We start from the raw sequence: 19933 nt of genomic DNA on the forward strand, positions 1-19933 counted from the left end.
TCGTGGATGCGCGGGGAAAATGCGCAAGTTCCCGGTCCCGCGACGCTGGATCAGCGGCAGGCCGGGCCGGTAATTCGCGAAATGACTATCAGGGTCATCGTCATGGCGCGGCTTTTAGCAATGGCGGGCCGGCGAATAAAGGGCAAATCTCCCTGTTTGAAGTTTTGGCCATTTGCGCCTCCATTTCTCGGCAAGTGGCGAAAGGCATTGAACATCATGACGTCCGCGAAACCGAAGACGAGCAGGCCAGCAATCGAATTGATTGCTGATAGCGACTGCGTCATCGAACGATTCGTCGTTAAACCGCAACGGATCAGAAAGCTGGTCGATCTGGGTAACAGCACCGACGAGATCTACGGCGTCGTCGCGCCGCCTCGAACCCTTGATCGCCGGAAAAAACGCCGAACACCTGACGTTCGCCGAGTCCGATCGCGTACAGCGGCTGGAACGCATCTCGGCGACGGCGGGCCGGGTTTCCGGCTCCACCGAGAAAGCCACCCGCTCGATCCGCGCTTTCTCTCGTGATCAGTAGGCTTCCCGGTCAAGCTTCTCGAAGATGATTCGACGCATCGCGAGTGTGACCGGCCCGGGCAGCAGTGTTCCGGCAGCCCAGAACACCCTGGCGCCAAGACCGGGCAGGATCACCGTCCTGCCCCGGCGCGCATCTGCGAGGATCAACTTTGCGGCGGTCTCCGGCAACATGCGTTTCGAAGCATCGGCGCCTTCCGGCGCATGCCGGGCCGCATGGTCGGTACGTAGCGGACCCGGGAACGCGCAGGCAACATGCACGCCCAGCCGGTCCCGAAACGGTTTGCGAATGCTCTTTGCGTAGACCGCGACCACGCCCTTTGATGCGGCATAGGACGAAGCGCCCGGGTAACCGGTTCGGTGGGCGAGCGATGACACGAAGATGACCGCGCCCCCCTCCGCCAGAGCGCCGACGGCGGCCAGTCCGGCGCACAGAACGATGGGCGCCTCGGCATTGACCGCCAACAGCCTACCGTGCGCTTCAGACGGAATCTTCTCAAAACTGCCGGTTGCCGAAATCCCGGCATTGAGCACGACAAGATCGAACGGGCCCCTGCCCGCCAGTTCCGCAACCAGGGCATCGACCGTTTCACGATCCGAAAGATCGCGGCGAAGTGTGTCGATGCCCGACGCGTCGTTAGCCGGTGTCCGGTCCACGTTCGTGACCGCCCAGCCTTCGGCGGCCAGTTGGGTGCAAATGGCCCCTCCCAGACCGGCGCTGCCGCCGGTGACCAGCGCCCTGCGCTCGCCCTTCACCGAATTGTCCGCCCGAGTACCGAAGCGCCGGAAACATATTGCAGAAACGACAGGGTCAACGGAGATGCGCCGCTGCGGATCGCCGCTTCCATCATTCCCGCCATATCGCCCGGGCGAATGAACCACTGGCCGAACCACCCCGGGTCGAAGCCGGCCTTGGCGTGCATATCGGTCATGGTCGGTCCGGGATGCAGCATCTGTACGCGCACGCGTCCGGCCCATTCGGAACGAAGTGCGCGGGCGAGATCGTGCAGTCCGGCCTTCGACGCCGCATAGCTGGCAAAGCCGGGTGCGCCCTTGCGTGCGACAGAACCGATGAAAGTGACCTGACCGCCGGCCTTCTCAAGGAATGGAAACAGCGTGTGCGCCATCAAGAGCGGCGCCGTTAGGTTGACATCGAGTGTTTGGCGCACCTGCGCGGCGGTCTCGGCCTCCGGCGGCAAGGCAAGCCCGATACCCGCGTTCAGGACGGCATAATCGAGGCGTGGCCAGTTGTTCTTCAACAATGCGCGCGCCACATCCCGCGCCGCCGCTTCGGGATCGGCCTGATCGGCGCGCACATAGATCACGTTTTCCGGAAGAAGCGCACCGACCTTATCTTCATCGCGGCGGCCGGTCGCGATGACATCGTGGCGCGGTGCCAGGCGCTCGGCAAGCGCAAGGCCGATGCCGCCGGTTGCGCCGGTGACCAGAATCTTGCGCCGCGTCGCCATCAGACGGCATTTGCCCCGGACAGCGTCAAGACGCGATCCAGATCGCTGAGAGGATCGATGTCTGCGAGGATCGCGCGCGCTTGCTCGTCGTCGCGTTTCATCTGCGCTGTCAAGGCTTCCAGATTGTCGAACTTTTCTTCGCCGCGCAGAAACGCGCAGAACGATACCGTGCAGATCTCGCCGTAAAGGTCGTCATCGCGGTCGAACACGTGGGTTTCGAGCAACGCCACACCGTCGTCATCGACGGTCGGCCGACGCCCGAAACTGGCGACACCGTCATATGTGTTGCCATCGGCGCGGCGGAAGCGAACCGCATAGATGCCATGACGCAACGCCGCGTTTTCGGCCATTGCCATGTTTGCGGTCGGATAACCGAGCGTACGCCCAAGCTGTTTGCCGCGGATCACCTCTCCGGCGACCCGGTAACGGTAACCGAGCAACTCATTGGCGCCCGCCAAGTCGCCGGCGAGCAGTTCCTCGCGGATGCGGCTCGAGGACACGACCTCCGTGTCGCGGTCACGGAACGCGTCGACCAGCGTTACCTCGAAACCATTGGCAGCGCCCGCTTCCATCAGATAGGCGGGGCCACCCTGCCGGTTGTGGCCGAAATGGAAATCGAAACCCGTCACCACTCGGACAGCCGCCAGCCCGTCGATCAGCACGTCGCGAACGAACTCGTCGGCCGATTTGCGCGCAAAGTCGAGCGTGAAAGGGATTTCCAAAACGCCGTCAAAACCGAGAATACCAAGTATCTCGGCTTTCATGGCAGTGGGTGTGACGCGAAATAGCGGCTCATCCGGTTTGAAGACCTGGCGCGGATGCGGTTCGAAGGTCATCACCAGCGCCGGGCAGTCATGCTGCCGAGCATAGTCGAGCGCGGCATTGAGCACCGCCCTGTGGCCGCGATGTACGCCGTCGAAATTGCCGATCGCAACAACGCCGCCGCGCAATGTCGCCGGAAGACTGTCATAGGACTGGAACCGCTTCGCCAATCCGCAAATCCCGCTATCTTAGTTTCAACATGGTGGCGACCGGGGCGGCGCCGGCCTCCTTAAGGTAGGCATCCAATCGCTCGGCGTCGGGTTTGCCCGGCTCGCCATATTCGCGAGCATGAATGCCGTCACTGATGAAGACCAGCGGAAAGCCGTTGTCCATAGCGCCCTTGACATCGGTGAGCATACCGTCGCCGATTGCCAGCACGCGCGCCGGATCGGGTTCGCGACCAAGTACATTGGCGACGCGGCGCAACGCTTCCTCGTAAATCGGCCGATGCGGCTTGCCGGCGATCAACGTGCGGCCGCCGAGCAGGCCAAAGTCGCGGGCAAGCGCGCCGGCGCAGTAGACAAGCTCTTCGCCGCGCTCGACAACGATATCGGGATTGGCGCAGATCATCGGCAAGTCGCGTGCCCTCAGGCGCTGCAGCATTTCAGCGTAGTCGTCGGGAGTCTCGTTGTCGTCATCGCAGAAACCCGTGCAAACCACAGTGCTGGCTTCGCGCTCCTCGCACAGTTCGACATCGAGCCCGTCATAGAGCGACATGTCACGATCCGGCCCGATATGAAAGATGCGGCGCGCATTCTCACGGATGAGGGCTCGCGTGACATCGCCGGATGTGACGATGTCATCATAGGCGATATCCGGAACACCGAGAGCCGTCAGCTGTTCCGTCACCGGTCCCTTGGGACGAGGCGCATTGGTGATCAGCACCACCGCCTTGCCTTCCTTGCGCAGCGCATCGAGCGACCGCCACGCCGGTGTCCATGCGCGCATGCCGTTGTGGAGCACGCCCCAGACATCGCACAGCACGGCGTCGTAGTCGGCGGAGATTTCGCCCAGTGAATCGATGCGTCGGGTCGACACGTTGCCCCCTGTCTGTTCGGCACAAGCGACTACGCCCGACCGCGCGGCCGCTTGTGCGGCCGGTTCGGCGCCGCACTTAGCACATCGCGTCTTCGAGGCAATGGGGAATTACGCCGTGCTCATGGTTAACAGTCGGTGAACGCAGAGCGGCAATTTCCGCCGTGCGAATGAACCACCCGCAAATCATCGCCTGCTATTCCTCCCCCATCAGCGGGTGGCGAAACCGATGACGATGAAAGGGGAAACTGGCCGCATCGGCCTTGCGTCTGGCGCAATGTCGATCTTCAGGGCCTTCAACGCGTTGCGCAGGGACAATTCCGGCGTAGCCGCGCTGGAATTCGGCGTGATCGCCCCGGCGATGCTGCTACTCATCTTCATGATCGTCGAGACCGCCGTCTACTACTACAAGCAAAGCCACCTGCAGTTCGTGCTGCATGACGCCGGCCGGAAGATCCAGACCGGCGAGATTCAGGCCAGCAACACGCCACAGGCCGACTTCCTTGCCGATGTCTGCTCAGCAGCGAAGATCTTCTTCGACTGCTCGGGCGTCCATATGGACGTCCGGTCGTTTCCAACGCTTGCCGATGTCGTGTTTCCCAAGGCCACGTTCGACACCGCCGGCGAGCCGACAAATTTCACTTTCGAACCCGGGGGCTCCTCGGAGATCACAGCGATGCGCGCATCGGCGACGCACGCCTTTATCACCCCGTTCCTGACCAACATCCTGCAGCCGGACGGCGATCCCGTGATCATGGTCGGTTTCACGATCTTCAAGAACGAACCGTTTTGAGGCCGGCATGAAGAAACTCGCGGAGAGGCTCAGAACATTTCACGGCGACCGGCGCGGCATCGCCGCACTTGAATTCGCCTTGCTGTCGCCAATCATGCTGGTGCTCGCCTTCGGACTGGCCGAAGTCTATATCGCGCACGCCACGCAGGACCAGTTCACCCGCTACGTGCATCAGTCGGGCGACCTGCTCGCACGCGAAACGACGCTGACCTCGGCATCGATCACCACGATGCACAATGCGGCGGCGCAGATGGTGCCGGGCTTCGATAGCGGGCGCACCGTGGAGATCCACGTTTCCAGTTTCGGCTACAAGGCCGACGGTTCGCCGACGCTGTTGTGGGAGCGGTCCGCCGGTGGCCCACCGGTCTCGCAGAACGCCGTCGACGTGATCGATCTCGGCCTGCCGTCGGACACGGTCATCCGCGTCGAGGGGCGCCTGACATACACCAGCCCGTTCAACTTCGTGTGGTCGTCGGAAGCCCGCACGATCTCCACCGTCAGCTATCACCGCCCGCGCGAGACGCGCGCCATCTCCATGGACGGCGCGATCTCCGAATACGACGCCAATTGGGACGCCAGTCCACCCGCAAGCTGAACCGAAGCCAGAGACACCGCCATGACCGACAAAACGCCCCGCTCCACCGACCGCCAACCGGCGCAGACGCGCCGACGCGCCTTCGGCCGCTTCCTCGCCAACACGTCCGGCGCGACCGCAATCAGCTTCGGCGTGCTGCTGGTGCCGCTTCTGGCGGCGGTCGGTCTCAGCATCGACGGCTCGCGCATCCTTTTGACCCGCTATCACCTGCAGGCGTCGACGGATGCGGCCGCACTGGCGATCGCCACCGTCTATGACGACGATGACACGCTGGAGGATCTCGCCGAAAAATATGTCGAGAAGAACTTCACGCTGGCCGGCGCGCGGCTCGGCGACATCGATGTCGATGTCGTTGACGAGGATCTCGACGACGACGACATCGACGAGGAAAACACGGTCACGGTATCGGCCAAGGCCTCGGCCGACACGCTGTTCATGTCGATCATGAATGTCTCGCAGTTCAACGTCGACGTCAGTACGACCGTGAAGCGGGCCGGCGGCGGCCTCCTCGTCAGCCTCGTGCTCGACAATACCGGCTCCATGTGGGGCGGCAGCCCGTCCAAGATCGAGGCGCTGCGCAGCGCGGCGGATGTGCTGGTCGACGAGGTTTTCGACGGCGAACTGACACCGGAGGACCTGCGCGTCGCCGTCGTTCCCTACGCGGCGACGGTCAATCCGGGTGCGGTGGCCGACAGCATTGTCGGACCGCATTCCTACGGTCTGCGCGATCCCAGCAAGATCGACGGCTGGAAGGGATGCGTCATGGAACGGGCCGGCGCGGATTCGATCGCCGACACGCCGCCGACAACCGCGACATGGACGCCGTTCTGGTACGAGCCGGCGGTCGACAACAACTACGATCCGGCGGACTCGACGACGATCATTCCCGGTGGCTTGAAAAACTCCAACGGCATCGCCGGCCCCAACACCGGCTGCCCGACACCGATCACGCCGCTGACCCGCGATCTCGATGTGGTCGAAGACGCCATCGAGGCGTTGTCGGCGTGGAACCGCGGCGGCACGCTCGGCGATATCGGCATGGCATGGGGTATCCGCAGCCTGTCGCCCGGCCTGCCCTTCGACGAATCGACCGAGATCGACCCGCGCACCGGCGCGACGCTGTGGGACAGCCCGCGCTGGCGCAAGGCCATCGTGCTGATGACCGATGGCGACAACCTGTTCTACGACCTGCCCGGCAATTCAGGGCCCAACACCGCGCATCCCGGCAATTCGGACTATACCGGCTATGGACGGCTCGGCGAGGCGCAGGCCAATGCGTTGTTTGGGACGAGCAACAAGAACACGGCCAAGACCAAGGTCGACACGCGGCTGAAATCGCTGTGCACCACGGCGAAGACCCAGGACATCATCGTCTACACGGTGACCTTCGGCTCGAGCCCCAGCTCGAGCACCAAGGCGGTGTTCCAGGACTGCGCCTCCGACCTCGGTAAATACTACCACGCGCCAGGCAAGGAAACGCTGGAGAATGCCTTCGGGACGATCGGCGCCGAACTCTCCAAGCTGCGCATCACCCGGTAAGATTTCGCGTTAACCCTGTCGGACCGGGGCGCGGCTGCCGGCCGCGTCCGTCTTGACATGGCGCTGCGGGACCACTATCTGCGCCCTGCTAGCACTCTCCATGCATGAGTGCCAAATCACCATCAGCCAACGTATATAGGGTAACATTTCAATGGCAGAGATGAATTTCCGTCCGCTGCACGACCGCGTTGTCGTACGCCGTGTGGATTCAGAAGAAAAGACCGCAGGCGGCATCATCATCCCCGATACCGCCAAGGAAAAGCCTTCGGAAGGCGAAATTGTCGCTGTCGGCCCCGGCGCCCGCGACGAGAACGGCAAGCTTCAGGAACTCGACGTCAAGGCAGGCGACCGCGTCCTGTTCGGCAAATGGTCGGGCACCGAGGTCAAGCTGAACGGCGAAGACCTTCTGATCATGAAGGAATCCGACATCATGGGCATCATCGGCTGACGCCGGCACTGTCCCTGCAATCCAAACGAATTTGCCAATGGGCATAGTGCCCGGGAGTACGAAATATGGCAGCCAAGGAAGTCAAATTCAGCCGCAACGCGCGTGAGCGCATGCTTGCCGGCGTCAACATTCTCGCCGACGCGGTGAAGGTCACGCTCGGCCCGAAAGGCCGCAACGTCGTCATCGACAAGTCGTTCGGCGCACCGCGCATCACCAAGGACGGCGTCACCGTCGCCAAGGAAATCGAACTGGAAGACAAGTTCGAGAACATGGGCGCGCAGATGCTGCGCGAGGTCGCTTCCAAGACCAACGACATCGCCGGTGACGGCACCACCACGGCAACCGTTCTGGCCCAGTCGATCGTCCAGGAAGGCCACAAGGCCGTTGCCGCCGGCATGAACCCGATGGACCTGAAGCGCGGCATCGATCTGGCCGTCGCCGAAGTCGTCGCCGACCTGCAGAAGAAGGCCACCCCGATCAAGACTTCCGAAGAAGTCGCCCAGGTCGGCACCATCTCGGCCAATGGCGAAGCCGAAATCGGCTCCATGATCGCCGAAGCCATGCAGAAGGTCGGCAATGAAGGCGTGATCACCGTCGAGGAAGCCAAGACCGCCGAAACCGAGCTGGAAGTCGTCGAAGGCATGCAGTTCGACCGCGGCTACCTGTCGCCTTACTTCGTCACCAACCCGGAGAAGATGGTCGCCGACCTTGAAGATCCGTACATCCTGCTGCACGAGAAGAAGCTCTCCAACCTGCAGGCCATGCTGCCGATCCTCGAATCCGTCGTCCAGTCGTCGCGTCCGCTGCTGATCATCGCAGAAGACGTCGAAGGCGAAGCGCTGGCGACGCTGGTCGTCAACAAGCTGCGCGGCGGCCTCAAGATCGCTGCCGTCAAGGCTCCGGGCTTCGGCGACCGCCGCAAGGCCATGCTCGAGGACATCGCCATCCTGACCGGCGGTCAGGTGATCTCCGAGGACCTCGGCATCAAGCTTGAAAACGTCACGCTCGACATGCTGGGCACCGCCAAGAAGGTTGCGATCTCGAAGGAAGAGACCACGATCGTCGACGGCGCCGGCGAAAAGTCCGACATCGAAGGCCGCGTCGGCCAGATCAAGGGCCAGATCGAGGAAACCACCTCCGACTACGACCGCGAGAAGCTGCAGGAGCGTCTCGCCAAGCTGGCCGGCGGCGTCGCCGTCATCCGCGTCGGCGGTGCGACCGAAGTCGAAGTGAAAGAGAAGAAGGACCGTGTCGACGACGCGCTGAACGCAACGCGCGCAGCCGTCGAAGAGGGCATCGTTCCAGGCGGCGGCACCGCGCTGCTGCGCGCTTCGGCCGCTCTTTCGGCCAAGGGCGCCAACTCCGACCAGGAATCGGGCATCAACATCGTGCGCCGCGCGCTGCAGGCTCCGGCCCGCCAGATCGCCGACAATGCCGGTGAAGAAGCGTCGATCGTTGCCGGCAAGATCCTCGAGCAGTCGGCCGACACCTACGGCTTCAACGCCCAGACCGGCGAGTATGGCGACATGATCCAGCTCGGCATCGTCGACCCGGTCAAGGTCGTGCGCACCGCGCTGCAGGACGCAGCCTCGGTTGCCGGCCTGCTGATCACGACCGAAGCCATGGTCGCCGAACTGCCGAAGAAGGACGCTCCGGCTCCGGCAATGCCCGACATGGGTGGAATGGGCGGCATGATGTAAGCCAAAGGCTTACTTGCCAGACAATCGGAAGGCCGGGAGCGATCCCGGCCTTTTTTTTGCAGGTCCTTGATCGGCTCGGCAATTAACTTCCTTGCGGCTCTTTCCTCGAGCCATCGCCCGTACTTGTGAAGAATTCTCTCTCCGCTTACCTTCGGTCGAGACGGAGGGCGAAGCGATGTTCAGGGATGCCGAGGCCGTTGCGCATTCAGCGAATTTGCTGGTCTGCATTGGCGGGCTGGCGACGGCAACGGGCGCGATCGCCGGCGCGGGCGCGGTCGTCGGCGGCTATCTCTCCTACCGTGAAATCATGAAACGCCTGCCGGCCGGGGCAAAACGCCTCGCCGACGAGTTGCAGAGCGAACTCGCGGCGAAACTGGCCGAGCCGGGACTGAACGAGGACACGCGCCGGCTGATCCCGCAGATGATCACAGCCAGCCTGCCCTCGCCGCAGCGCGTCATGGAAGCCGGCCTGGAGGGCGAGACACTTGTCGAGATGATGGCGGCGCGGCTGACAGACAGGGAACACAAGCTGCCGGACCATCTCGGCCCGTTCAAGCGGATCGTCGGTCATCTCCTCAAGAAGCTGCTCGCCGATCCGCAATTCGCCGACGAACTCGGCCCCGCCTTCCGCAGGCAGGTGCTGGCCGACGCGCAGGCGATCAAGGCCGGCATCGAAGGTCTGGAAAAGCAGTTCGGCTCGATCTCCGAAGCCCTGAGCCAGGTCGATCCGCTGGCGCCGGCGCGTCGAGTATGGTAGCAGGCTTTACGCAAACGGATTGCGCTATGGCGGGACAGGCTTGGCCAGAGCGGCCGACATGAACCGCGCCGCGCTTCACATCCGCACCGAGACGGACCATCCCGTGGACTGGGCCATGACACTGGGGAATCTCGCACTGGCCGAAGAAACCCTCGCCGGTCTCGACACCTGCGCCGACCCGCGCCCGCATCTGCAAGCGGCGCTCGCGCATTGCGACGCGGCGCTGCGCGTCTTCGATCCGGAGCACATGCCGGAAAATTACGAGAAAGCGGAAACGGGCCGCGCCCGCACTCAGGCCAGGCTCGACGCCCTTTCCTGAGCGATGGTCGGGCGACCTCCAAGAAAGCCTCGCAGCTACGACGCCTGCGCGCGCGCCATGCGGCGGCTGACGACATCGAAGGTCGAGCGCATCGCATCGAGCATTCCCGCCAATTCCTCGTCCGACAGTGTCAGCGGCGGCGCCAGCGCCAGCGTGTCGCCGGTCGGCGCCGCGAAGACGCCGGATGTCGCCAGGCGGAACAGGATCTTCTCGCGCCATTCATCGCCGATAGTGCCGTCAGGCGCATTCGGATCGACGAGGTCCACACCGGCGAACAGTCCCTTCCCGCGCACCGCGCCAACCACCGGAAACGCCTCCATCTCGCGCAGAGCAGCCTGGAAGCGGGCTCCGATTTCAGCGGCGCGGGCAATCAGCCCCTCGCGTTCGATGGCATCGATGATCGCAAGTCCGGCGGCGCAAGCGGCCGGGTAGCCGTCCATGGTCGAGCCGGTCTTGACCTCGCCGTCGGCATCGCCGGTGATCGGCGCGACGATCTGCTCGGAAAACAAGGTGGCCGACAGCGGCGCGTAGCCGCCGCCCAGGCCCTTGCCGAGCGTCATCGCGTCGATGTCGAGGCCGGTGCTGGCAAACCACGCGCCCGTACGCCCCAGGCCGGTGGCCACCTCGTCGGCGATGACAGCCACGCCTGCGGCCCGGCAGAGCGCGATCGCCTCTTCCAGCCAGTCGCGGGGCAGCGGATGCACGCCGGCGGTGCCCATGATCGGCTCGAAGACGAATGAGGAAATCGTCGCGCCGTGCCGCCCGTTCAGGATGTCGCGCAGTTCGGCAAGCGAGGCGGCGGGATCGTGGCCGGCGACCGGCGGTTTGATGCGATGGACCCCCGGTGCCAACGGCGTCACCTGCTCCCGGTCTTCGGAAAAGCCGGAGACCGAAATGCACAGATAGGAACCACCGTGATAGGCCATGTCGAGGGCGACAACGCCGGTGCGCTGCGGCTGGCCGATGGCCTTGTGCACCTGGCGGAGAACGAGGATTGCGCCTTCGACCGCCGCCGAGCCGGTGGTGTGGAACTGGACGCGACCCATGCGCGGGTCAAGACCGAGCAGGCGGGCTGCAAGCCGGTCGGCATAGCGCGATTTCAGGCCGATCGAACTCAGATAGGTCAGGTCGCGCAGCGCCGCCGTCATCGCCTCGATCACGTCCTCGCGGCCATGACCCAGCGGCACCGTCCAAAGCCCGCCGCTGGCGTCGGCGAGCGTCAGGCCGTGGCCGGTCGTCAGGAAGCTTCCGCAGGCGCCGTCGATATCCGGGTCGAGCGCATTGTCCGCGGCGAAGTCGGACATCGGCGTCCAGCCGTGCAGAACCCTGTATTCCCGGTCACTTGATTGGTCGGTCATGCTCCGCCCCTCAAACTGGACACGCCCACGGGCCAAAATGACCGGACTATACAATCGCTTGTCAAATCAAACACATCACCGAGCGGGATGTCCAGCTTGGCTTTTCTTGCCAATGGCGGCAAGCCGCCAGCCCTTCTCCATCGGGCGCAGCTTTCCCCCAGGTCCGGACAATCCCCGAAAACCGGTTAGCTGTCATCGAAACTTCACAGAACTGTTACGCGGCATACAAGAACCCCTCATAGGCGCTCCAAAGCGTCTCAATCGGTGAGGCGCATCCAGGAGGCAATTTCATGATCCGCAACATTCTTGCAGCAGGCTTTCTGCTGTCGACCTCGCTCACGGCTTCGGCCGCAACCGAAATCACGTGGTGGCACGCCATGGGCGGCGCGCTGGGTGAAGCCACCGTCGCCATCGCCGACGGCTTCAACGCCAAGCAGGACGCCTGCCAGATCACCCCGGTCTTCAAAGGCACCTACGAAGAGACCCTGACCGCTGGTATCGCCGCTTTCCGCGCTGGCGAACAGCCGAACGTCATCCAGGTCTTCGACGCCGGCGCAGCGACCATCATCGGCGCCAAGGGCGCAGTCATCCCGGCCCAGGACATCCTGGAAGGCGCCGGCGTTGAGTTCAACATCGAAGATTACATCGAAGGCGTTCGCTACTTCTATGCCGATTCCGAAGGCAAGATGATCGGCATGCCGTTCAACTCCTCGACCCCGATCCTCTACTACAATGTCGAAGCCCTCGAAAAAGCCGGCGTTGAAGCACCGAAGACCTGGGAAGAGTTCGAGGCCATCGCGCCGAAGCTGAAAGAAGCCGGCTATGTGCCGCTCGCCCAGTCGCACCTGCCGTGGATCTTCACCGAGAACTTCAAGTCCCGCCACAACCTGCAGTTCGCGACCAACAACAACGGTTACGACGGCGCACAGGACACCAAGCTGATCTTCGGCGAGCCGATCAAGAACCACTTCAAGGCCGTCAAGGGCTGGCTCGACGATGGCCTGTTTGGCTATTACGGCACCGGCTGGGGCGACAACCAGACGCCGTTCAACGAAGGCAAGGTCGCCATGTGGCTCGGTTCGTCGGGTTCGTTCGGCGGCATCTCCAAGACCGTCGAGTTCCCGTTCTCCGCTACCTACCTGCCTTACTGGGACGCTGTTGAAGGCGCCGGCACCGGCACGTTCATCGGCGGCGCCGCCCTGTTCTCCATGGCCGGCAAGCCGGACGCGGAAAACAAGTGCGTTGCTTCCTTCTTCGAGCACCTCGCTTCCGCCGACACCCAGTACACCTGGCACAAGACCACCGGTTATGTGCCGATCACCAACGCTGCCTACGACCTGGCCACCGAAGACGGCTACTACAACGAAGCTCCGGCCGCTGAAATCGGCATCAAGCAGCTGACCCTGCCGGGCGGCGAGTGGACCAAGGGCTACCGCATGGGCTTCTACGTCCAGGTCCGCGACGTGATGAACCGCGAGTACGGTAAGATCATGTCCGGCGACGTCACCGTCGACGAAGCTTTCGCCACCATCGAAGCCGACGGCAACAAGCTGCTCGAGCGTTTCGCCAAGACGGCAGGCAACTAAGCCTCCTTTTGGATTGAAAATGTGGGGGCGCCATTGCGGCGCCCCCATCGCTCGTTTCCGCCGGCGGAACGGACTCCCCGTTTTGTGCTGGCCCTACCCGCCCGGTGTCGCGATGAAAAAAGTCCAGTTCCAGACGCTTTGGATCCCCTATCTCCTGCTGCTGCCGCAATTGTCGATCGTGGTGATCTTCTTTCTGTGGCCGGCCGCCGAGGCGATCCGGTCCTCCTTCTACCTCGAGGATCCGTTCGGTTTCGGATCCACATTCGTCGGCATGGACAATTTCGTCGACACGGTGACCTCGACCGATTACGGCCGCGTCGCGCGCTTTACCGCGGTCTTCACGTTCTTCGTCACGTTTTTCTCGCTGGCCATCGCGCTGCTGCTCGCCGTCAAGGCCGACAAGGTCCTGCGCGGCTCCTCGCCCTACAAGACGCTCTTGATGTGGGTCTACGCGGTCGCGCCGCCGGTCGCCGGCCTGATCGGCGTCATGCTGTTCGACCAGCATGTCGGCCCGCTTGTCGATTTCTTCGCCCTGTTCGGCTGGGAAATGAAGATCGGCGTCAACTACTTCGACACCAGCTTCGCGATGATCGTCACCTCGGTCTGGAAGCAGGTTCCGGTGAATTTCATTTTCTTCCTGTCAGGCCTGCAGGGCATCTCCAAGTCCGTTCAGGAGGCGGCCAGCATCGACTGCCGCTCCAGCGTCCGCCGCTTCTGGACCGTGACCTTCCCGCTGCTCGCGCCGACCGGGTTCTTCCTGCTGATCATCAACATCACCTACGCCTTCTTCGACACGTTCGGCATCATCGACGTGATCGTGAAGAACGAGCCCGGCAACAACCCGGTGACGCTTGTCTACAAGGTGTTCCTGGACGGTTTCAGGGGCAACGATCTCGGCGGCTCGTCCGCCCAGTCGGTGATCCTGATGGCGCTCGTCTTCATCCTGACCGTTATCCAGTTCCGCCTGATCGAGCGGCGCGTGCACTACAACTGAGGTGAGACAATGAACAAGCTTCAGATCTCGGATCACATCATCCTGCTGCTCGGCGTCCTCTTCATGGTCGGTCCGGTGGTGGTCGCCTTCATGACCAGCACGCATGATGCGATCACCATCTACAAGGAAGGCATGCAGGCCGGCTATGGCGGACACTTCTACGAAAACTACCACAAGGTGCTGTTCGAGGCGGGCGGCTTCACGAAAGAAGTCGACGGCTTCGTGATGCTCTGGAACTCGATGATCCTGGGTTTCGGCTTTGCCATCGGCAAGATCGTCATCTCCATGCTGGCGGCCTATGCGATCGTCTATTTCCGGTTTCCGTTCGCCACCTTCTGCTTCTGGATCATTTTCGCCACGCTGTTGCTGCCGCTGGAAGTGCGCATCCTGCCCTCCTATGAGATCGTGCAGTCGCTCGGCATGGTGAACACCTATTCCGGCCTGATCGTGCCGCTGATCGCGTCGGCGACGGGGACGTTCTTTTTCCGCCAGTTCTTCAAGTCGGTACCCGACGAATTGCTGGAAGCCGCGCGTATCGACGGCGCCGGTCCGTGGAAGTTCTTCAAGGACATCCTCGTCCCGATGTCGCAGACGATGATCGCGGCAATCTTCATCATCATGTTCGTCTATGGCTGGAACCAGTACCTCTGGCCGACACTGATCACCACGGACGAATCGATGTTCACGCTGGTGCGCGGCATCAAGCAGATCCTGCAGGTCTGGGTCGGCGCGCAAATCCCGGCTATCAACGAGGCCATGGCGCTGGCGATCCTCGCCATGCTGCCGCCGGTCATCGTCGTGGTCGTCTTCCAGAGTTGGTTCGTTAAAGGGCTCGTCGAGAGCGACAAGTAGGACATTCGCTATGGCTACCGTAAACATCAAGCAGGTCAGCAAGGACTATGGCAACGGCGTTCGCGCCGTGAACACGGTCTCGCTCGACATCGAAAAAGGCGAGTTCATCGTCCTTGTCGGCCCCTCGGGCTGCGGAAAATCGACCCTGTTGCGCATGGTCGCCGGGCTGGAGACGATCTCCGACGGGGAAATCCGCATCGGCGACCGTGTTGTCAACGACGTTGACCCGGCCGACCGCGACATCGCCATGGTCTTTCAGAACTACGCGCTCTATCCACATATGACCGTGCGCAACAACATGGCCTACGGCCTGAAGAACCGCGGCATGAACAAGACCGAGATCGACCGCCGTGTCGACGAGGCAGCGGCGATTCTGCGGCTCGAAGAGTATCTCACCCGGCGTCCGCGCCAGCTTTCCGGCGGCCAGCGCCAGCGCGTGGCCATGGGCCGCGCCATCGTACGCGAACCGGCCGCCTTCCTGTTCGACGAGCCGCTTTCGAACCTCGACGCCAAGCTGCGCGTGGACATGCGCGGCGAGATCAAGCAGCTGCAGAAGCGGCTCGGTACGACTTCGATTTATGTGACGCACGACCAGCTTGAGGCGATGACCATGGCCGACCGCATCGTCGTGTTGAACCAGGGGCGGATCGAGCAGATCGGCAGCCCCCTGGAGGTTTACCGCAAGCCGCAGTCGGCCTTTGTCGCGAGCTTCATCGGATCACCGGCCATGAACCTGCTCGATGTTCGCGCCGAGGCCGGCCGCATCGTCATCGGCGACCAGTCGGTCGAAATGAACGGCCACGCCGTCGAAGACGGACCGGTGACTCTCGGCTTGCGCGCCGAGGACATGCGCCTGGCCAATGGCGAGGTCGCCGACATGGATCTGGCAATCGACTATGTCGAAGAACTCGGCGCCGGGCGCCTCGTCCATGGGCGCATCGCCGACAACAAGCTGGTGGTGTCGCTGCCTGCCGGCGAAGCCCTGCCTGACAGGCTTTCGATTGCCATCGACAAGACCCGCATGCACCTCTTCGATGCGCAACAGGGCCACCGGCTCTAAGCAAGCGCCGGGCGCGGTCCACCGGGCCGCTCCGATATGACATCGATCAATGCATCAAGGCGGTGGGCCTGCGAATTTCGCCGGCCCAAGCAGGGAGGAATCCATGTTCAAAACGATTATCGCCGCCGTTGACGGATCGGACCATGCAACCGAGGCGCTTAAAGTCGCCTGTGACCTGGCCAAGAAATACAGCTCAGAACTGCGGATCGTGCATACGCCGCAAGCGGTCGGCGACACGTTGATTGTCGGCTATACGGCGGTGCCTGTCCCGCCAACCAAGGAAGAGATGCTGAAGTCAGGGCGCGAAGTTACCGGTGCGGCTGAAAGCGTCGCCCGCGAGGCCGCGCTCACCGAATTCTCCAGTGCAGTCATCATGGGCGATCCGGCGCATGTGGTCGTCGAGGAGGCAAAACGCTGCGGGGCCGACCTGATCGTCATGGGCCGGCGCGGACTGGGCAGCCTGACGGGCCTTTTGATCGGATCGACAACCGCCAAGGTGGGCCAGCTTGCGCCTTGCGCCGTGCTCACCGTCAAGTAGGGCGTATACGGCTGGACTGAAGCGAGCATAAACGGCGACCCTCACGCACTTGTCATGCGCTTGAGGCGCCACATGGCGAGACCGCCCAGGGCAGGCCCCGCGGCCATCAGTGCAAAGACGCCGGGCCAGCCTATCGCTTCGACTGCCAGCGGTGTCGCCTGCACCGTGAAAAACGTCAGCGAAAAACCGAGAGCAGTCTGGAACGTCATCAGACTGCCGGCTTTCTCCGGCGGCGCGTGATCGGCGACGAGAGCCGAGAATTGCGCGGAATCCGGCAAGATCGCAGCACCCCATACAAGGGCTACCAGCAGCACCAGCCAAACCGGGCCGCCGAACACGAAAGCCATTGTGATGGCCGCACCGCCGCTGATCGCCATTGCAAGGATAGCGATGTTCTCCTTGCCGATCCGATCGGCAAAAGCCCCTCCGGCGATACAGGCGACCCCACCAGCGGCGATGGCACCAAACGCGCCGATACGGGCGAGCATGACGGCGGCACCTTCTTGCAGATATACAGCGAAGCTGGCGGTCAACGCGACGCCGATCCAGGCCCACATCGCATAGAGTTCCCACATGTGGCCGAGATAGCCGGCATAGGCGAGGCGCACCTTCCGGTTCGTCCAGGCTTCGGTCACGGTGCGAATATCGAACTGGCCAGCGCGGGCGTGAAACGGCCCCAGCCTGGCAAACAGGCACAGGAAGCCGCCAGCCGCGGCCAGCAATGAGGCGATCGCAACACTGATCTGCCAATCGGCCCCGCCGGCAAGCGCCAACAGATGCGGCGCGGCGGACCCGAATGTCAGTGCGCCGACAAGCATGCCGACCAAAAAGCCACGGTCATCCCTGCCCCATCCGACTGTGATCTTCAGTCCGACCGGATAGACCCCGGCCAGCATGGCGCCGGTCACGAACCGGGCCACTATGGAAAGATCGCCGCCCGGCGTAGCCACAAGCAAGGATGCGTTGGCGGCGGCCGCGATCGCCGCACTCCCGGCGAACAGAAGGCGCGGGTCCAGTCGGTCGGGCAGTCCGAAAACGGCCGACAAGAGGGCGCCCGCAACGAACCCGGCCTGAACTGCGCTGGACAGCGCCGCTTGCCGGGCCGGCGAAATCACCGCTTCCTGGAGCATCTCGGGAAGAATCGCGGCGGACATGAACCAGAGGCTCATGGCCGCGATTTCCGCCACCATCAGAATTGAGATCGACAGGAACTTTGTCCGCCGATCGGTCATGCGCGCTTGGTCGACCATTCGGAGCAAGCTCTTTCCGCAACGGCACGGACTGTCAAGCAAGCATCAGTCGCGCGGCGGCTGCACCAATCCCCGCTCGGATGCAGGGCGAGCAACACAGCGGTCAAGCCAGGCCATGACATTCGGCGTCTTGTCCATGGCGAACGCTTCCTCGGCCTTGTAGAAGACCTTGGCGCCGCGCACCCAAGGGAAAATCGCGATATCGGCTATGGTGTATTCGTCGCCCATGATCCATTGCCGGCCTTCGAGGCGCTTTTCCAGGACTAAGAGAAGCCGGCGCGCCTCGTTCTGGTAGCGCTCACGCGGGCGCGGATCTTCGATGTCCTTGCCTGCGAAAACGCCGAAGAAGCCGTATTGGCCGAACATCGGCCCGATGCCGCCCATCTGGAACATCAGCCACTGGATCGTCTCGTAACGCGCAGCCGGATCCTGCGGCAGCAGCTTGCCGGTCTTTTCAGCCAGGTAGATCAGGATCGCACCGGATTCCCAAAGGCCGAAGGCTTCGCCGCCCGGGCCATCGGGATCAATGATCGCCGGGATCTTGTTGTTCGGGTTGAGCGACAGGAACGGCGCAGTCGTGGTCTCGCTCAGTGGGACGTTATGGGCATCATAGGGCAAACCCAGTTCCTCGAGCGCAATCGAGGCCTTGACGCCGTTCGGCGTCGGGTAGGAATAAAGCTGGATGTTATCCGGATTGCGCGGCTTCCAATGCCGTGAGATTTCGAAATCGGCAAGCGTTTTGCGTGACATGGCTGTTCCTTTCCCCAGCGCGAGCTGAACGCTCGACCGGTCACAGTTAGGAACGCATCCGCCAAACGCCAGCCACAAGACGCCGTCAAGCGGCAATCCGCGTTGAACACTGTGTCAACAAAACCGCACTGGAGACCGGCCATGCAGGACGCCACACGAACCGAAACCGATACGATGGGCGCAATCGAAGTGCCCGCGAGCCGCTATTGGGGGGCGCAGACGCAGCGCTCGCTGGAAAACTTCCCCATTGGTACGGAGAAAATGCCAGCGCCGCTGATCCGTGCGCTTGGTATCGTCAAGAAGGCGGCGGCGGAAGCCAATGTCCGGCTCGGCAATCTCGACGCGGATATCGCCGTGGCCATCGCCAAGGCCGCCAGCGAGGTGATCGACGGCAAGCTCGACGACGAGTTTCCGCTATCGGTGTGGCAGACCGGGTCGGGCACCCAGACCAACATGAACGCCAATGAGGTGATCGCCAACCGCGCCATCGAAATGCTCGGCGGCGACATCGGCTCGAAAACGCCCGTGCATCCCAACGACCACGTCAATCGCGGGCAGTCGTCCAACGACACGTTTCCGACCGCGATGCACATCGCCGCCGGCATCGAAGTACGCAACCGGCTGCTGCCGGCCATCGCCCACATGATCGCGGCGGTCGCCGAACGCGAGGCTGCATTCGCCGGCATCGTCAAGATCGGGCGCACCCACACGCAGGACGCCACGCCACTGATGCTGGCGCAGGAGTTTTCCGGTTACCGCGCAGCGCTGGAACTGGGCGCAAGGCGCATCGAAACCAGCCTCGGTGACGTGTTGGCGCTGGCGCAGGGCGGCACGGCGGTCGGCACCGGCCTCAACGCGCCAGCCGGGTTCGCCGGCCTGTTCGCCGAGCGGGTCGCCACCGAGACCGGCCTGCCCTTCACATCGGCGGCCAACAAGTTCGAGGCGCTGGCAAGTCATGGCGCGCTGACAATGCTGCATGGCAGCCTCAACGCGCTTGCCGCCGATCTGTTCAAGATCGCCAACGACATTCGGTTCCTCGGCTCAGGGCCGCGCTCAGGCCTGGGCGAACTGGTCCTGCCCGAAAACGAACCCGGCTCGTCGATCATGCCGGGCAAGGTCAACCCGACCCAGGCGGAGGCTCTGACCATGGTCGCCGTTCGCGTCATGGGCAACCAAACCGCCGTCACGGTGGCGGCCAGCCAGGGACATTTCGAGCTCAACGTTTTCAAGCCGGTCATTGCCGACGCGGTGCTGCAATCGGTCGCGCTCCTGGCGGATTCGATCGGCTCGTTCACCGACCGTTGTCTGGCGGGCATCGAAGCCGACCGCGACCGCATCGCCGGCCATGTCGAACGGTCGCTGATGCTGGTGACGGCGCTGGCGCCACATATCGGCTACGACAACGCGGCGGCCATCGCCAAGGCCGCCCACAAGAACGGCACGACATTGCGCGAGGAAGCGATTGCCAGCGGCCATGTTGATGCCGAGGCCTTCGACCGGATTGTCCGTCCGCAGGATATGACCGGCGCATAACTGCCAG

At 63.2% G+C, this 19933-nt stretch carries 21 protein-coding genes; 14 read left to right on the plus strand and 7 right to left on the minus strand.

What is annotated here, in order from left to right:
• Window positions 1–6: 6 nt before the first annotated feature.
• A complete protein-coding gene (locus ACO06R_RS18780; RefSeq protein WP_421853737.1) occupies window positions 7–525 on the plus strand; it encodes a hypothetical protein in 519 nt (172 codons plus the stop codon).
• Here the strand turns inward: ACO06R_RS18780 and ACO06R_RS18785 are convergent, their stop codons facing one another.
• From ACO06R_RS18785 to ACO06R_RS18800, 4 genes are read right to left on the minus strand one after another with little or no spacing between them, the layout of a single operon-like run.
• A complete protein-coding gene (locus ACO06R_RS18785) occupies window positions 526–1284 on the minus strand; it encodes an SDR family NAD(P)-dependent oxidoreductase (RefSeq protein ID WP_421853740.1) in 759 nt (252 codons plus the stop codon). It lies immediately after the preceding gene.
• Window positions 1281–1997, minus strand: coding sequence for an SDR family NAD(P)-dependent oxidoreductase (locus ACO06R_RS18790; RefSeq protein WP_421853743.1), 717 nt, complete (start codon window positions 1995–1997; stop codon window positions 1281–1283). The genes ACO06R_RS18785 and ACO06R_RS18790 overlap by 4 nt, the downstream gene beginning before the upstream one ends.
• On the minus strand, window positions 1997–2989 hold the full coding sequence (locus ACO06R_RS18795; protein WP_421853746.1) for a bifunctional riboflavin kinase/FAD synthetase: 993 nt from the start codon (window positions 2987–2989) through the stop codon (window positions 1997–1999). Before ACO06R_RS18795 ends, ACO06R_RS18790 begins: the two co-directional genes overlap by 1 nt.
• Before the next feature lie 13 nt (window positions 2990–3002).
• Window positions 3003–3857, minus strand: coding sequence for a TIGR01459 family HAD-type hydrolase (locus ACO06R_RS18800; protein WP_421853749.1), 855 nt, complete (start codon window positions 3855–3857; stop codon window positions 3003–3005).
• 226 nt (window positions 3858–4083) lie between these two features.
• On the opposite strand from ACO06R_RS18800, the gene ACO06R_RS18805 reads away from it, so the two are divergent.
• The 7 genes from ACO06R_RS18805 (at window position 4084) to ACO06R_RS18835 (ending at window position 10005) form a co-directional block, all read left to right on the plus strand.
• Entirely contained in the window at window positions 4084–4647 is a 564-nt protein-coding gene (locus ACO06R_RS18805) for a TadE/TadG family type IV pilus assembly protein (protein ID WP_421853752.1), read from the plus strand.
• Between the two features lie 7 nt (window positions 4648–4654).
• On the plus strand, window positions 4655–5242 hold the full coding sequence (locus tag ACO06R_RS18810; RefSeq protein WP_421853755.1) for a TadE/TadG family type IV pilus assembly protein: 588 nt from the start codon (window positions 4655–4657) through the stop codon (window positions 5240–5242).
• 21 nt (window positions 5243–5263) lie between these two features.
• Window positions 5264–6781: a pilus assembly protein TadG-related protein gene (locus tag ACO06R_RS18815; RefSeq protein ID WP_421853758.1), complete on the plus strand. Its 1518-nt coding sequence runs from the start codon at window positions 5264–5266 to the stop codon at window positions 6779–6781.
• A gap of 151 nt (window positions 6782–6932) precedes the next feature.
• Entirely contained in the window at window positions 6933–7229 is a 297-nt protein-coding gene (gene groES, locus ACO06R_RS18820) for a co-chaperone GroES (RefSeq protein WP_421853761.1), read from the plus strand.
• 65 nt (window positions 7230–7294) lie between these two features.
• Complete coding sequence (gene groL, locus ACO06R_RS18825) at window positions 7295–8929, plus strand: chaperonin GroEL (protein ID WP_421853764.1); 1635 nt, start codon at window positions 7295–7297, stop codon at window positions 8927–8929.
• Window positions 8930–9104: 175 nt separating this feature from the next.
• Window positions 9105–9686: a hypothetical protein gene (locus ACO06R_RS18830; protein ID WP_421853767.1), complete on the plus strand. Its 582-nt coding sequence runs from the start codon at window positions 9105–9107 to the stop codon at window positions 9684–9686.
• 58 nt (window positions 9687–9744) lie between these two features.
• Window positions 9745–10005: a hypothetical protein gene (locus ACO06R_RS18835; protein WP_421853770.1), complete on the plus strand. Its 261-nt coding sequence runs from the start codon at window positions 9745–9747 to the stop codon at window positions 10003–10005.
• 35 nt (window positions 10006–10040) lie between these two features.
• Here the strand turns inward: ACO06R_RS18835 and ACO06R_RS18840 are convergent, their stop codons facing one another.
• A complete protein-coding gene (locus ACO06R_RS18840) occupies window positions 10041–11363 on the minus strand; it encodes an aspartate aminotransferase family protein (protein ID WP_421853773.1) in 1323 nt (440 codons plus the stop codon).
• Between the two features lie 290 nt (window positions 11364–11653).
• Between ACO06R_RS18840 and ACO06R_RS18845 the strand changes: the two genes are divergently transcribed.
• The 5 genes from ACO06R_RS18845 to ACO06R_RS18865 all read left to right on the plus strand — a co-directional run bounded on the left by ACO06R_RS18845 (window position 11654) and on the right by ACO06R_RS18865 (window position 16393).
• Window positions 11654–12949 carry an extracellular solute-binding protein gene (locus ACO06R_RS18845; protein ID WP_421853776.1) on the plus strand — a complete coding sequence of 432 codons (1296 nt, stop codon included), beginning with the start codon at window positions 11654–11656 and terminating at the stop codon, window positions 12947–12949.
• Between the two features lie 112 nt (window positions 12950–13061).
• Window positions 13062–13943 carry an ABC transporter permease subunit gene (locus ACO06R_RS18850; RefSeq protein WP_421853778.1) on the plus strand — a complete coding sequence of 294 codons (882 nt, stop codon included), beginning with the start codon at window positions 13062–13064 and terminating at the stop codon, window positions 13941–13943.
• Between the two features lie 9 nt (window positions 13944–13952).
• Window positions 13953–14795 carry a sn-glycerol-3-phosphate ABC transporter permease UgpE gene (gene ugpE, locus ACO06R_RS18855; protein ID WP_421853781.1) on the plus strand — a complete coding sequence of 281 codons (843 nt, stop codon included), beginning with the start codon at window positions 13953–13955 and terminating at the stop codon, window positions 14793–14795.
• 10 nt (window positions 14796–14805) lie between these two features.
• The gene (gene ugpC / locus ACO06R_RS18860) at window positions 14806–15855 is read left to right on the plus strand and encodes a sn-glycerol-3-phosphate ABC transporter ATP-binding protein UgpC (RefSeq protein WP_421853784.1); all 1050 of its coding nucleotides are present in this window, start codon (window positions 14806–14808) and stop codon (window positions 15853–15855) included.
• A 103-nt stretch (window positions 15856–15958) separates the two neighbouring features.
• Entirely contained in the window at window positions 15959–16393 is a 435-nt protein-coding gene (locus tag ACO06R_RS18865) for a universal stress protein (protein ID WP_421853787.1), read from the plus strand.
• A gap of 41 nt (window positions 16394–16434) precedes the next feature.
• On the opposite strand, the gene ACO06R_RS18870 is transcribed toward ACO06R_RS18865, so the two are convergent.
• Window positions 16435–17643: an MFS transporter gene (locus tag ACO06R_RS18870; protein ID WP_421853790.1), complete on the minus strand. Its 1209-nt coding sequence runs from the start codon at window positions 17641–17643 to the stop codon at window positions 16435–16437.
• 45 nt (window positions 17644–17688) lie between these two features.
• On the minus strand, window positions 17689–18393 hold the full coding sequence (locus ACO06R_RS18875; protein WP_421853793.1) for a glutathione S-transferase family protein: 705 nt from the start codon (window positions 18391–18393) through the stop codon (window positions 17689–17691).
• Window positions 18394–18534: 141 nt separating this feature from the next.
• On the opposite strand from ACO06R_RS18875, the gene fumC reads away from it, so the two are divergent.
• Window positions 18535–19926: a class II fumarate hydratase gene (gene fumC / locus ACO06R_RS18880; protein WP_421853796.1), complete on the plus strand. Its 1392-nt coding sequence runs from the start codon at window positions 18535–18537 to the stop codon at window positions 19924–19926.
• Window positions 19927–19933: the final 7 nt, after the last annotated feature.

The organism is Oricola sp., assembly GCF_965230365.1.
Lineage (GTDB): Bacteria > Pseudomonadota > Alphaproteobacteria > Rhizobiales > Rhizobiaceae > Oricola.

Bases quoted from the DNA above. Each gene is read 5' to 3' on its own strand.
- ACO06R_RS18835 (WP_421853770.1), top strand. From the start codon at position 9,745: ATGAACCGCGCCGCGCTTCACATCCGCACCGAGACGGACCATCCCGTG.
- ACO06R_RS18850 (WP_421853778.1), top strand. From the start codon at position 13,062: ATGAAAAAAGTCCAGTTCCAGACGCTTTGGATCCCCTATCTCCTGCTG.
- ACO06R_RS18845 (WP_421853776.1), top strand. From the start codon at position 11,654: ATGATCCGCAACATTCTTGCAGCAGGCTTTCTGCTGTCGACCTCGCTC.
- ugpC (WP_421853784.1), top strand. From the start codon at position 14,806: ATGGCTACCGTAAACATCAAGCAGGTCAGCAAGGACTATGGCAACGGC.
- ACO06R_RS18780 (WP_421853737.1), top strand. From the start codon at position 7: ATGCGCGGGGAAAATGCGCAAGTTCCCGGTCCCGCGACGCTGGATCAG.
- groL (WP_421853764.1), top strand. From the start codon at position 7,295: ATGGCAGCCAAGGAAGTCAAATTCAGCCGCAACGCGCGTGAGCGCATG.
- groES (WP_421853761.1), top strand. From the start codon at position 6,933: ATGGCAGAGATGAATTTCCGTCCGCTGCACGACCGCGTTGTCGTACGC.
- fumC (WP_421853796.1), top strand. From the start codon at position 18,535: ATGCAGGACGCCACACGAACCGAAACCGATACGATGGGCGCAATCGAA.
- ACO06R_RS18870 (WP_421853790.1), bottom strand. From the start codon at position 17,643: ATGGTCGACCAAGCGCGCATGACCGATCGGCGGACAAAGTTCCTGTCG.
- ACO06R_RS18805 (WP_421853752.1), top strand. From the start codon at position 4,084: ATGACGATGAAAGGGGAAACTGGCCGCATCGGCCTTGCGTCTGGCGCA.
- ACO06R_RS18810 (WP_421853755.1), top strand. From the start codon at position 4,655: ATGAAGAAACTCGCGGAGAGGCTCAGAACATTTCACGGCGACCGGCGC.
- ugpE (WP_421853781.1), top strand. From the start codon at position 13,953: ATGAACAAGCTTCAGATCTCGGATCACATCATCCTGCTGCTCGGCGTC.
- ACO06R_RS18840 (WP_421853773.1), bottom strand. From the start codon at position 11,363: ATGACCGACCAATCAAGTGACCGGGAATACAGGGTTCTGCACGGCTGG.
- ACO06R_RS18865 (WP_421853787.1), top strand. From the start codon at position 15,959: ATGTTCAAAACGATTATCGCCGCCGTTGACGGATCGGACCATGCAACC.
- ACO06R_RS18815 (WP_421853758.1), top strand. From the start codon at position 5,264: ATGACCGACAAAACGCCCCGCTCCACCGACCGCCAACCGGCGCAGACG.
- ACO06R_RS18790 (WP_421853743.1), bottom strand. From the start codon at position 1,997: ATGGCGACGCGGCGCAAGATTCTGGTCACCGGCGCAACCGGCGGCATC.
- ACO06R_RS18875 (WP_421853793.1), bottom strand. From the start codon at position 18,393: ATGTCACGCAAAACGCTTGCCGATTTCGAAATCTCACGGCATTGGAAG.
- ACO06R_RS18830 (WP_421853767.1), top strand. From the start codon at position 9,105: ATGTTCAGGGATGCCGAGGCCGTTGCGCATTCAGCGAATTTGCTGGTC.